Consider the following 13,095-nt stretch of genomic DNA (forward strand, 5'->3'; position numbering starts at 1 on the left):
CAGGTCCGGTGAGCCCCGGACCTCGGACTCGGTGACTTCACCTCCTCCTCCCCCACGGGTGAGATCTCCACCCCAGGAGCGCGGGCGATTGCGGAAAACCCGCGCCACGACATTCGGATATGAGAGGTGTGGCCTGCGCCTTTCCTCACAACCGAACATATCTCGCCCGGACGGATGTCGTCACCCTCTACTCCGGCGTACCTCCGTTCAGGTGGATTGCGGCACTCACTACCTGCAACGATGCAAGTCGGCGGTCAGTTCCTGTTTATTTCAAAGGAATCCCGCGGAGCGGCGATCACGGCCGCATGAAGTGCGAGCACAGGGGCGTTCACCGCCGCCTTTTCCGGTGCACCATGCATCCACTTCCCGCTCTCCGGCCGTGCTCCGATCCGTTGTTCATCCCTTCCTTCCCGAGTTACGGCCTCGTACACGGCTGTTCCCACTCCGGTTAGCTCTTCCGCCACCTCCCGTACGACTCTCGCCGCCTCCGCGAGGCTGGCGCCCGTCGTGATCAGGTCGTCGACGAGCACCACGCGTCCGGTGCCGAGCAGCCGGGCACCGGACGCCACGACCTCCAGCGCGCCCGCGAGGTTCGCAAGGCGCTGCCGCGCGTCGAGCCCTGCCTGGTCGGCCACGGTCCGCCGCTGGCGCAGCACGGCGGCCACCCGGGCCGGCGTGCCGGTGCGCCGCAGCTCGCCCGCCGCCGCGAGCGCCATCCGCCGCACCGGATCGTGCCCACGCGCCCGCACCGCCCACCGGGCGGAGGGCACGGGGACGAGCAGCACGGGCCGAAGACCCGCTGCACCGCAGTGGCCGCCACCGGCACCACTGCCGCCGAGCCCCGCCCTCACGGCTGCCGCCAGAGCCGTACCCAGCACTCCCGCGAGTGCGAGCGCGCCCCGCTCCTTGTGCGCGAGAAGCAGCGTGCGCACCTCCTCCGCGTATGGAGCGGCCGCGTGCACCACCGGCAGCCCGGCCGGCTCCGGCAGCGGCCGCACCCGCTGCGGCGCCCGCCCGCACAGCGCGGCCCGGCACCGCGGGCAGAGCGCCGTACGAGGTGCTCCGCAGCCCGCGCAGTCGGTCGGCAGCACCAGGTCGGTGAGGTCCCGCCACCACCCCCGCATGTGCTCCACTGTGCCAATGCCGAAGCGGCCCGGCCACCCCTGTGGAAAACCCCCTGTGGACAACGCCGGGTACCGCGCACCGCACCGCCGGTCACCCACGCGACCGTCCCTCACCCGTCCCTCACCCACACGGGAGCCGCGGGTACGCGACGCGGTGCTCAGCCCGGGTAGACCGGTGCAGTCCCGTCCTTGTCCACCTTCTGCCACTGCGCCCCGGACGGCAGCCGTACGATCCCGTCGTCCGAGTAGGCCACCAGCGGCACCCGCTCGTCCTCGGACGCGGCGATCGCCTTGACGCCGGGCAGCCCGCCCGGCGCCGGACCGTCGAGCGTGGAGCCGTCGACCTGGACGTACCGCATCTGCAGCACGCCGCCCTGTTCGCGGCCGACGACGAGCAGCCTGCTGTCCCCCGCCCACGACAGGGCGCTGACCTGCTCCAAGTCGGGCGCGGCCGAGCGCAGTTCGACGACCGACGTCCCCTGCCCGGTCCCGTCGTCGCGCTGGATGCGGCCGATGAGCAGGGACTGCTTGCCGTCCTTCTCCACGACCAGCGCGATCCGCGCGCCGTCGCCCGCCACCCGCGCGTCCGTGATGTGACCGGACAGATCCGGGACCGCGACCTGCTCGGGTTTGGAGGCACCCTGCCCCAGGACGTAGAGCCGTGGACGGCGCGGGTCGCGGTCGGCCACCCACAGGTCACCGCGGGCGTCCCAGCTCGGCGTCGTCAGCCGGTCGGCCGCGGTCGGGCCCTGGCTGCTCACCAGCGCGCTCCCGAGCGAAGCACCCGACGTCAGCGACGTCACGTACAGCGATCTGCCCTGGTCGCCGACCCCGGCTGCATAGTGCTCGTCCCGCGACACCGCCACCGACTCGAGCGTCTTCTCGCCCTCGCCCAGCGGCCCCGGCACCGCGAGGGCGCTGGTGGTCGTCGTACTCCCCGTCGGCATCCGAACCAGCCGGTGCTTTCCGTCGAGGTAGTACAGGTTGTCAGGGCTCTTGGCCGAGCCGTGCCAGGCGGCGGACTCGGCGCGTTCCTCGCTCAGGTCGCACAGCCGGTGGCGGCCTGCGTCCTGCAGTTCGACGGACTCCAGCGTCGGCGCCAGGTTCCGCAGGGTGAACAGCACCTGCGTCGCCATCTGTGTGCACCTGGCGCCCGTGACCTGGGAGTCCTTCAGGTTCAGCGGCACCGTCAGCTTGTTCTGGTCGTCCGGCGCCAGGCCCGACGCGTCCTTCTGCAGGGCCGTACCGGTCGGGAAGCTGGACGTGACGACCGGCCCGAGCCAGCGGCTGGGGCCGGCCAGCAGCGAACGGACCATCTGGGTCATCGGGTCCACCTTGCTGCGCACGAACACCGGATCGGCGACCGCCACCGGCTGCCCCGTCGGCCTGACCACCGTGTCGGAGGCGAAGTAGTACTTGTCGACGGACGTGTAGTTGCGCTGGAAGTCAGACTTGCCCATGACGACACCGTCGGGCAGCTTGTCGATGCGCCACTGCCCGTCCTTGGGGTTCCGCGTGAGGTGCACCTTCGTGCGGTAGGAGCCGCCGACCGGCTGGTACGCCTGCTGTCCGTCCACGGTCGCGACCCGGCTGCCCGCCAGGACACAGGTGATGCTGCTGGGCAGGTCCGGGCTGCCACCCGCCCGGCAGCCGGGCTCGATGCTCGGCCCGCCCGCGAGAACCGTCGTCGACTGCTCCGGCCGCCATGTGCGTGCCGCATCGGACGCCAGGTATTTGCGGGCGGTGTCGTACCCCGGGTCGTCGCTGGTCAGCGCCTCCAGAAAGCCCTGCATGATCTCGGCGGGCCCGGCGCCCTCGGCCGGCGGCATGGCGAACACCCGGACCCCGGTGTCCTGGCGCGGCGTGGACTCCACGTTCTTCAGGTCCCCGCTGTCGGGCATCGAGGCGCAACCGGCCAGCAGTACGGCCCCCAAGGCGGCGTACGCCACCGCGCGTCCCGGGCTGGGCCGGGCGCCCCCCCTGCGGTCAGCGCCCACGAAATGCCTCCCCTGGCTCCGTCGAGTCCTGCGGTCCGCTCACGTCCGGCCGGGCCGCGCCCCCCTCGGACACCGGATCCGCGGCGGCCTTGTCGTCCGCGCGCCGTGCGCCACCGGTGGGCCGGGGCACCACGCGCGCGCCGTTGCCGTTTCCGGGCAGCGCGGCAGGATCGGCGGCGGGCGCGACGCCGGTCAGCCGCGGCACGATCGGGGCGCGCGGCGGCAGCGCGGGCGTCTGGGCACCGCCCTGCTGCACGGGAACGGTCGCCCGCTTCTCCTCGGCTCCGCCGGGCAGACCGGCCTCGTCGAGGCCGCGATTGCGACGCGAGTCCTTGGGCTCCAGCGGTATCGGCGAGCCACGCAACGGCTCGTCCGCGGTCCTGGGCAGCGTCAGCCGGAACTGGGAACCGCCGCCAGGCTCGCCCCAGGCCTGCAGCCAGCCGCCGTGCAGCCGCGCGTCCTCCAGCGCGATCGACAGGCCGAGGCCCGTACCACCGGTGGTACGCGCGCGTGCCGGATCCGCCCGCCAGAAGCGGCTGAAGACGCGCGTCGCCTCGCCCGGTTTGAGTCCCACACCGTAGTCGCGCACCGCGACGGCGACCGCGCCGCCCGCCGAGGCGAGCTTGACGATGACGTCCTTGCCCTCGCCGTGCTCGACGGCGTTGACGACGAGGTTGCGCAGCACACGCTCCACCCGCCGGGCATCCGCCTCGGCGACGACGGGCTGCTGATCGCCGACCACGCGTATGTGCGTGCCCTTGCGCTCCGCGAGCGGCTCGGCGCCGCTGACCACGCGCCGGACGACCTCCCTGAGGTCTATCGCCTCGGCCTCCAGCGCCGCCGCGCCCGCGTCGAAGCGGCTGATCTCCAGCAGGTCCGCGAGCAGCGACTCGAACCGGTCGAGCTGATCGGCGAGCAGTTCCGCGGACCGCGCGGTCACCGGGTCGAAGTCCTCGCGTGCCTCATGGATGACGTCGGCGGCCATCCGGACGGTCGTCAACGGAGTACGCAGCTCGTGCGAGACGTCCGAGACGAACCGGCGCTGCATCCGCGACAGGTCCTCCAGCTGCTGGATCTTCACCTGGAGGTTCTGCGCCATCTTGTTGAAGGCCTCGCCCAGGCGCGCGATGTCGTCCTCGCCGGTGACCTTCATCCGCTCCTGCAGCCGCCCGGCGGACAGCCGCTCGGCGATCCCGGCCGCCATCCGCACCGGCGTGACGACCTGGCGCACCACCAGCCAGGCGATGGCGCCGAGCAGGACGACGACGAACAGCCCTGCGGTCGCGAGTGTGCCCTTGACCAGGCTGAGGGACTTCTCCTCCTGCGTGAGCGGGAAGAGGTAGTACAGCTCGTAGGGCCGCCCGTTGGGGTCGTTGACCTGCTTGCCGATGACCAGTGCCGGCTGCGAGTCCTTGTCGTTGGAGTACACGATCCGGGTGTAGCTCTGCGCGGCCGTCGTCCCGCTGTTCACCCGCTCGCGCAGATCGGCGGGCACGCTGGAGGTCGGGTTGACGTTCCCGGAGCCGCGTGGACTGCGCCCGCCGCCGCTGTCGTCACCGACGGGCAGCGTGACGACGTCGAAGGCGCCCGCGCCACCGCTGGACAGGGACTCCACGAGGTCGCTCATCCACTGGATGACGTTCTGCGACTGGCGGCCGTCCGTGGCCGACGTGCCGTCGGCGGTGCCGCTACCGGCCGCCGCACCGGTACCGGCGCCGCTGGCCGCCTCGTCGGCCTTCTGCTTGGCCACCGCGAAACCGCCCGTGGCCTGGCTCTGCGAGGCCTTCACCTTCGCGTCCAGCAGGCCGTTGCGCACCTGCCCGATCACGACGAAGCCCAGCAGCAGGACGACACCCAGTGACATCACCAGCGTCGTGGCGACGACCCTCAGCTGGATGTTGCGCCGCCACAGCCGCATCACCGGCAACAGCGGACGGCGCACCCAGCGCAGGAACAACCGGAGGACCGGGCTGCCCTGAACCCCGCCCTCAAGCAGCCCGCCCTCGAAGAGACTCCTGAACCGCGCACCTGCCGTCCGGCCGACAGGCCGCCCCGGACGGGCCCCGGGCCGACCGGGAGCCGAAGCGGCGCCGTCCCCGGACATGTCAGCTCGGCCCGGCCTTGTAACCGACGCCACGGACGGTCACGACGATCTCCGGCCGCTCCGGGTCCTTCTCGACCTTGGAGCGCAGCCGCTGGACATGCACGTTGACGAGCCGCGTGTCGGCGGCGTGCCGGTAGCCCCACACCTGCTCGAGCAGCACCTCGCGCGTGAACACCTGCCACGGTTTACGGGCGAGCGCGACCAGCAGGTCGAACTCCAGCGGGGTCAGCGCGATCGACTGCCCGTCCCGCTTCACCGAGTGCCCTGCCACGTCGATGACCAGGTCACCGATGGTCAGCTGCTCCGGCGCCGGCTCCTCCGACCTGCGCAGGCGCGCGCGGATCCGAGCGACCAGTTCCTTGGGCTTGAACGGCTTGACGATGTAGTCGTCGGCGCCCGACTCCAGACCCACGACCACGTCGACGGTGTCGCTCTTCGCCGTGAGCATCACGATCGGCACCCCGGACTCGGCTCGGATCAGCCTGCACACCTCGATGCCGTCCCGTCCGGGCAGCATCAGGTCGAGCAGCACCAGATCGGGCTTGGTCTCCCGAAAAGCGGCCAGCGCCTTGTCGCCGTCGGCTACGAAAGACGGCTCAAAACCTTCACCACGCAGCACGATGCCGAGCATCTCGGCCAGTGCGGTGTCGTCGTCGACGACAAGGACTCGTCCCTTCATAAACGACATCATCCCATTCTCGTAACAGTGACAGAGGCGCTGGTGAGCGAGGTCACTGGCCGGTGACGATAGTCGTACGGAGCCGTCACTGTCTGCCCCCGTCCGCCCCGTCCGCCGACATCGCTGTCACTGCCGGATGCCGGCGGAGGAACGGTCCCGGCCCCGGCGGGACCGGCGGGACTCAGGACGGCTCTCCCGCGCGAGGCACGGCGGCAGCACCCCGTGAGCGCGTGCACAGCTCCGTGAGAGCCTCGGCCGTCACCGGTGAGACGACCCCCTCCTCGGTGACGATGGCCGTCACCAGCTCGGGCGGTGTCACGTCGAACGCCGGGTTGTACGCCTGCGTCCCCAGGGGCGCCACCGCAATCCCGCCCCCCACTCCCGTCACCGGCGCCTGGGGTGCCATGACCTCGGTCACCTCGAAGCCGGGTCGCTGCTCGACCTCGATGGACGCCCCGTCAGGAGTGCCCGGATCGACCGTGGTCACCGGCGCCACCACGATGAACGGCACATGGTGGTACCGCGCCAGCACGGCGAGCGGATAGCTCCCCACCTTGTTCGCCACCGAGCCGTCGGCCGCGATCCGGTCCGCACCGATCAGCACCGCGTCCACCTCGCCGGCCGCGAAGAGAGAACCCGCCGCGTTGTCGGTGAGCAAGGTGTACGCCATCCCGCTGCGCGCGGCCTCGTACGCCGTCAGACGGGCGCCCTGCAGCAACGGACGCGTCTCGTCCACCCACAGCCGCCGCAACCGCCCCTCACGGTGCGCCGCGAGCGCCACCGCGAAGGCCGTGCCCTCACCGCCCGACACCAGCGAGCCGGTGTTGCAGTGGGTGAGGATCCGGTGCCCGCCACCGGACAGCAACTCGTCCAGCAGCGCCAGCCCGTGGGCCGCCATCCGGGCGCTGGCCTCGGCATCCTCCCGGTGGAGAGCCCGCGCAGCGGCCAGCGCCGCCGCGGCCGCCTCGGTGGAATCACCGGTCTCCGCCAGCGCGGCCTGGTGCGCGGCCTCGGCCCGGCGCACACCGACGGACAGGTTCACCGCGGTGGGCCGGGCTCCCTCGAGCGCGTGTGCCGCCTCGGCCACGTCGAAGCCGCGTACGGCGGCGAGTGCGACACCGTACGCGCCCGCGATCCCGAGCACCGGCGCCCCGCGCACGGCGAGCGAACGGATCGCCTCCACCAGCGCCGGCGCGTCCGTACACACCAACTCGACTTCTTCGGAGGGCAGCCGTGTCTGATCGAGAAGCACCAGCACGGGGCCTTCTGGTGGTTCCTCCCATCGGATCACCGGTATCTGGGTCGACCGCCTGTTCCCGTCGGTTCGCGCCTGCTGATCAGCCATGCCGTCAGTCTGCCCCGTATCCGGCGGACAATTGAAGGCATCCAGCCCCGACCGCGGCCGGTCCCCCGACGACCACCCCATGGCACGATGGCTGCCAACCTGCCGCCGCGACCGCGGACGGGCACCGAGAAGGAGCTTCGATGACTGACACTCCGGGCTGGGCCTCGCCCGGATCCGCCCCGTCGAACGAGGGGCGGGAACCCGGCGCGTCCGGTCCCGCCGAGCCTGCCGACCGCCCCGGCGACAGCACACCCGCACCACAGCCGGACGAGAACGCGCAGCACCCAGGCGTGAAGTGGTCCAAGGAGCAGCCGCCACCCGGCCAGTGGTCGGCGCCCACCGGTGCCCCCAGCCCGAACCAGGCCCCGCCGCCCCCGCCGCCCGGGCCAGGCTGGGGCCCCCGGCCACCCGGCGGGCCCGGGCCCGGCAGCTACGGCGGCCCGCCCCCCGGCTACGGCGGTTACGGCACCCCCGGCGGCTACGGAGCCTGGGGCGGCGGCTGGGGTGGTCCTCCGCCCGCGGCCAAGCCCGGCGTCATCCCGCTGCGCCCGCTCGGCGTCGGCGAGATCCTCGACGGCGCCGTCTCCACCATGCGCACCTACTGGCGCACGGTGCTCGGCATCTCGCTGGTCGTCGCCCTTTTCTCGGCCGTCAGCCTCGTCCTCGTGCAAGGCTTCGTCCTGAACGACGCCCTCGCGCACACGCGGGTCGACAGCACCGACGCCAACCCCGACGAGGTGTTCCGCGCCCTCCCCGACGTCATGCTCGGCACCGGCATCGTCACACTGATCTCCGGCATCGCCGTGGTCATCGCGACCGCCCTGCTCACGACCATCACCAGCCGTGCCGTTCTCGGCAGGCCGGTCGGCATCGGCGAGGCCTGGCGAGACGCCCGCCCGCAGCTCCTGAAGCTGTTCGGGCTGCTCATCCTGCTGGGCCTGATCGTCGTCGGCGTGCTGTTCGCCGGAGCACTGCCCGGCATTCTCGTCCTGGCCGTCGGCGGCAGCGACAACGGCGGGGCGGCACTGCTGGCCCTCGGCATCCTGGCCGCCGCCGTCGTCTCGGCATGGCTGGTGATCCGCTTCTGCCTGTCGACGCCCGCCCTGATGCTGGAACGGCAGAGCATCGTCAAGGCATTGAGCCGCTCCGCGAAGCTGGTGCGCGGTTCCTGGTGGCGCACCTTCGGCATCCTGCTGCTCACCGGGCTCATCGTCAGGATCGTCGAGGCGCTCATCAGCATCCCCTTCACCGCCATCGCTGCCGCCGTGAGCGGCGACGGCATGGACAATCTGCTCGGCACCAGTGGCGGACACGTCGGCTGGGCCGCCCTGATCATCCAGGGAATCGGCGCCCTGATCGGTACCGCGCTCACCTTGCCGATCAGCGCGGGCGTCACCGTGCTCCTCTACATCGACCAGCGCATCCGCCGCGAGGCCCTCGACCTCGAACTGGCCCGCGCCGCCGGTGTCCAGAGCACCTCCGGCGCCCCCGGTCCCGTCCCGGGGAGCTGACACGGTGAGTCTCACGGGGGGAGTGCTCACGGCGGCGGCCCCGCCGGGCACCGGCGGCACGGCCGTACGAGGCCTGCTGCGGACGGCCGGCACAGTCGTCCGCGCCGCAGCCGACTCGGGGGACGGGCCGCCCGTGACCGTCCCGCGCGACCCCGCGCGGGAGGCCGCTCGGCGCGAACTGTCCAAGCAGATGTACCACGAGAACGACCCCGGGCTGTTCCAGCGAGCGCTGAAGGCGTTCTGGGACTGGCTCGACCGGCTGCTCGACTCGGCCGCCTCGACGACACCGGGCGGCACGATCGGCCTGATCGTCGTGGTCCTGTTCGTCGTCGCCGTCCTGGCCGCCCTCTGGTGGCGCCTCGGCACCCCCCGCCGGCAACCTTCCTCCACCGCCACCCTGTTCGACGACCGGCCCCGCAGCGCCGCGGAACACCGCGCGGCCGCAGAGGCACACGCGGCACAGGGCCACTGGAACCAGGCCGTACAGGAACGCATGCGGGCCATCGTCCGCTCCCTGGAGGAGCGGACCCTGCTCGACGCCCGCCCGGGCCGCACCGCGGACGAGGCAGCGGCCGAGGCCGGCCGGACCCTGCCCGCGCACACCGACCGACTGCGCGCCGCGGCCCGCGAGTTCGACGACGTGACATACGGCGGACGCAGAGCGACCGAGGAGTCGTACCACCGCATCGCCGAACTCGACCGCGACCTCGAACGCACCAGGCCCGCACTCGCCCACAGCACCACCAGTACGGCCCACACCACCCACCAGGGGACCGACGAGTGACCGCCGAGGCCACGCTGCCGACGACCTCCACCGCGCCCCCGGTACGCCAGGCCTGGACCCGCGCACGGGGCATCGCCCTCGCCATCGTGCTGATCCTGGCGGCGGCCGTCGCCATGGCCGCCGTACGCTCCACCACCCGGCACGGCCAACTGGACCCGCGCTCCGTCGACCCCTACGGCAGTCGCGCCGTCGCCCAACTCCTCGCCGACCGGGGCGTCTCCACGCGGGTCGTCACCACGCTCGGCGCGGCGCGCGCCGCCGCCGGGCCCGACACCACCCTTCTGGTCGCCGTACCCGACCTTCTGACGGACCGCCAGCAGGCCCAGCTGCGCATGGCCACCGCGCCCTCCGGCGGGCGCACCGTGCTCGTCGCGGCCGGCAGCCCGTCCATCGAGCGACTCGCCCCGGGAGTCACCGCGGACCCCGCCACCAGCACCTCGACCACACTCGCCCCCGACTGCGCCCTGCCCGAGGCCAGGCGCGCGGGCAGCGCCGACACCGGCGGCATCCGCTACACCACCACCCACCTCGACGCCGACGCCTGCTACCCCAGCAAGCGCCTCGCCACCCTGCTGCGCATCCCCGAGGCATCGGGGGGCGGTGACACCGTCGTACTCGGCTCGCCCGACATCCTCCTCAACAATCGGCTCGACAAGCAGGGCAACGCCTCGCTCGCCCTCCAACTCCTCGGCTCCCGCCCCCATCTGGTCTGGTACCTCCCCTCGCTCTCCGACACCTCGGCCACCGACGCCGGTGACCGGAAGAACTTCCTGGACCTGATCCCCTCGGGCTGGTTCTGGGGCACCCTGCAGCTGTTCATCGCAGCGGCCGTCGCCGCCCTCTGGCGGGCACGCCGCTTCGGCCCCCTCGTGCCCGAAAGACTCCCCGTCGCGATCCGCGCCTCCGAGACCGCCGAAGGCCGCGCCCGCCTCTACCGCAAGGCCGACGCCCGCGACCGCGCGGCCGACGCTCTTCGCTCCACCACTCGCGCCCGGCTCGCCCCCCTCGTCGGCGTCCCCGTCACCCAGGCGCACACGCCCGAGGTCGTGCTCCCCGCCCTGTCCGCTCACCTCGCCGGCGACGGACAGGCCCTTCACTCCCTCCTCTTCGGACCGCCGCCCGGCGACGACGCGGCCCTCATCGCACTGACCGACCAACTCGACGCCCTCGAAAGAGAGGTACGCCGTCCATGATGGACCCGACCACTGACAACGCCGGGACCACCGGGGACGCGGGCACCGCCCGCGCCTCCCTGGAGTCCCTGCGCGCCGAGATCGCCAAAGCCGTGGTCGGCCAGGACCCCACCGTGACCGGCCTCGTCGTCGCTCTCCTGTGCCGCGGACACGTTCTCCTTGAAGGAGTCCCCGGAGTCGCCAAAACGTTGCTCGTGCGCACCCTCGCATCCGCACTCGAACTCGACACCAAGCGCGTCCAGTTCACCCCGGACCTCATGCCGAGCGACGTCACCGGCTCCCTCGTCTACGACACCCGCACCGCCGAGTTCTCCTTCCAGCCCGGCCCGGTCTTCACCAACCTCCTTCTCGCGGACGAGATCAACCGCACCCCGCCCAAGACCCAGTCCGCCCTCCTCGAAGCCATGGAGGAGCGCCAGGTCACGGTCGACGGCACTCCGCGCCCGCTCCCCGAGCCGTTCCTGGTCGCCGCGACACAGAACCCGGTCGAGTACGAGGGCACCTACCCCCTCCCCGAAGCCCAACTGGACCGCTTCCTCCTCAAACTGACGATCCCTCTGCCCTCCCGGCAGGACGAGATCGACGTCCTGACCCGCCATGCCTCGGGCTTCAACCCGCGCGACCTGCGCGCCGCCGGCGTACGCCCCGTCGCCGGCCCCGCCGACCTGGAAGCGGCCCGCGCCGCGGTCGCCAAGACGGCCGTGTCCCCCGAGATCACCGCCTACGTCGTGGACATCTGCCGCGCCACCCGGGAGTCGCCCTCCCTCACCCTCGGCGTCTCCCCGCGCGGCGCCACCGCTCTGCTGGCCGCCGCCCGCGCCTGGGCATGGCTGACGGGCCGCGACTACGTCATCCCCGACGATGTGAAGGCCCTCGCCCTGCCCACCCTGCGGCACCGGATCCAGCTGCGTCCGGAAGCGGAGATGGAGGGCGTGACGGCAGACTCCGTCATCAACGCCATCCTCACGCACGTCCCGGTCCCGCGCTGATGGCACTCACCGGACGCGCCGCCCTCCTCGCGGCCCTCGGTTCGATCCCCGTCGGCATCCTGGAACCCGGCTGGACGGGCATCCTCGCGGTCAACGGCCCGCTGGCCCTCGCCTGCGCCTGCGACTACGCGCTCGCCGCACCGGTACGACAGCTCGTCCTGTCCCGGTCCGGCGACACCTCCACGCGCCTCGGCGAGAACGCCGACGTCACCCTCACGATCACCAACCCGTCCCGCCGCGCCCTGCGGGCACAGCTGCGGGACGCATGGCCGCCCAGCAGCTGGCAGCCCGGCACCGAGATCGAGGCCTCGCGTCACCGCCTGACCGTGCCCTCGGGCGAACGCAGACGTGTGACGACCAGACTGCGCCCCACCCGACGCGGCGACCGCCAGGCCGACCGCGTGACCATCCGCTCCTACGGCCCCCTGGGCCTGTTCTCCCGCCAGGGCACCCACAGGCTGCCCTGGTCGGTACGGGTCCTGCCGCCCTTCACCAGCCGCAAGCACCTCCCGTCGAAACTCGCCCGTCTGCGCGAACTCGACGGCCGCACGAGCGTGCTGACCCGTGGCGAGGGGACGGAGTTCGACAGCCTGCGCGAGTACGTCCCCGGCGACGACACCCGCTCGATCGACTGGCGAGCCACCGCCCGCCAGTCCGCCGTCGCCGTCCGCACCTGGCGCCCCGAACGCGACCGCCACATCCTGCTCGTCCTCGACACCGGCCGCACCTCCGCCGGCCGCGTGGGCGACGCACCACGCCTCGACGCCTCCATGGACGCGGCACTCCTCCTCGCGGCACTCGCCTCACGAGCCGGCGACCGCGTGGCCCTGCTCGCGTACGACCGCCGAGTACGCGCGCTGGTGCAGGGCCGCTCGGCACGAGACGCACTGCCCGGCCTGGTGAACGCGATGGCTCCGCTGGAACCGGAACTCGTCGAGACCGATGCCCGCGGGCTCACGGCAGCGGCTCTGCGTACGGCACCTCGCCGTTCCCTGATCGTGCTGCTCACAACCCTCGACGCGGCCCCTGTGGAACAGGGTCTGCTCCCCGTGCTTCCACAACTCACTCAACGGCACACTCTTCTGGTCGCCTCGGTGGCCGACCCGCACATCGCGCGCATGGCCAAGGCCCGAGGAAATACGGAGGCGGTGTACGAGGCCGCGGCGGCGGCTCAGGCGCAGAGTGAACGTCAGCGCACCGCTGAGCAGCTGCGTCGTCATGGGGTGACGGTCGTGGACGCGACGCCGGAGGATCTGGCGCCGGCGCTGGCCGATGCGTATCTGGCCCTGAAGGCGGCGGGCCGGCTCTGATCTGCTCCGGCTCGCCCCCTCCGGGGAAAGTGCGTTTCAATTGCCGTGAAAAGTTCCCC

The 13,095-nt window shown here is 72.4% G+C and carries 10 protein-coding genes; 5 read left to right on the forward strand and 5 right to left on the reverse strand.

The features are described 5' to 3' along the window. Positions 1 to 254: 254 nt before the first annotated feature. From AQI95_RS31920 to mtnA, 5 genes are all read right to left on the reverse strand, one after another. Positions 255 to 1,124, reverse strand: a complete 870-nt coding sequence (locus AQI95_RS31920; RefSeq protein ID WP_067131801.1) for a ComF family protein — start codon at positions 1,122 to 1,124, stop codon at positions 255 to 257. Between the two features lie 158 nt (positions 1,125 to 1,282). After that, positions 1,283 to 3,121, reverse strand: a complete 1,839-nt coding sequence (locus AQI95_RS31925) for an LpqB family beta-propeller domain-containing protein (protein ID WP_244188908.1) — start codon at positions 3,119 to 3,121, stop codon at positions 1,283 to 1,285. Further along, complete coding sequence (mtrB, locus tag AQI95_RS31930; protein ID WP_208614315.1) at positions 3,111 to 5,225, reverse strand: MtrAB system histidine kinase MtrB; 2,115 nt, start codon at positions 5,223 to 5,225, stop codon at positions 3,111 to 3,113. The genes AQI95_RS31925 and mtrB overlap by 11 nt, the downstream gene beginning before the upstream one ends. Before the next feature lies 1 nt (position 5,226). Beyond that, a complete protein-coding gene (gene mtrA / locus AQI95_RS31935) occupies positions 5,227 to 5,916 on the reverse strand; it encodes a two-component system response regulator MtrA (RefSeq protein ID WP_191870552.1) in 690 nt (229 codons plus the stop codon). Between the two features lie 169 nt (positions 5,917 to 6,085). Next, entirely contained in the window at positions 6,086 to 7,249 is a 1,164-nt protein-coding gene (gene mtnA / locus AQI95_RS31940) for an S-methyl-5-thioribose-1-phosphate isomerase (RefSeq protein ID WP_067131807.1), read from the reverse strand. 140 nt (positions 7,250 to 7,389) lie between these two features. Here mtnA and AQI95_RS31945 point away from each other — a divergent pair, with 140 nt between their 5' ends. The 5 genes from AQI95_RS31945 to AQI95_RS31965 are packed head-to-tail and all read left to right on the forward strand — an operon-like array spanning position 7,390 to position 13,036. After that, complete coding sequence (locus AQI95_RS31945) at positions 7,390 to 8,760, forward strand: DUF7847 domain-containing protein (protein ID WP_067131810.1); 1,371 nt, start codon at positions 7,390 to 7,392, stop codon at positions 8,758 to 8,760. 4 nt (positions 8,761 to 8,764) lie between these two features. Continuing rightward, positions 8,765 to 9,544, forward strand: a complete 780-nt coding sequence (locus AQI95_RS31950) for a DUF4129 domain-containing protein (RefSeq protein WP_067131814.1) — start codon at positions 8,765 to 8,767, stop codon at positions 9,542 to 9,544. Beyond that, a complete protein-coding gene (locus AQI95_RS31955; protein ID WP_067131817.1) occupies positions 9,541 to 10,737 on the forward strand; it encodes a DUF4350 domain-containing protein in 1,197 nt (398 codons plus the stop codon). Before AQI95_RS31950 ends, AQI95_RS31955 begins: the two co-directional genes overlap by 4 nt. Beyond that, entirely contained in the window at positions 10,737 to 11,726 is a 990-nt protein-coding gene (locus AQI95_RS31960; RefSeq protein WP_107121804.1) for an AAA family ATPase, read from the forward strand. Before AQI95_RS31955 ends, AQI95_RS31960 begins: the two co-directional genes overlap by 1 nt. After that, positions 11,726 to 13,036, forward strand: coding sequence for a DUF58 domain-containing protein (locus AQI95_RS31965; RefSeq protein ID WP_067131823.1), 1,311 nt, complete (start codon positions 11,726 to 11,728; stop codon positions 13,034 to 13,036). The genes AQI95_RS31960 and AQI95_RS31965 overlap by 1 nt, the downstream gene beginning before the upstream one ends. The last annotated feature ends 59 nt before the right edge of the window (positions 13,037 to 13,095 follow it).

It is taken from the genome of Streptomyces yokosukanensis, assembly GCF_001514035.1.
In the GTDB taxonomy this organism is placed as follows: Bacteria; Actinomycetota; Actinomycetes; order Streptomycetales; family Streptomycetaceae; genus Streptomyces; species Streptomyces yokosukanensis.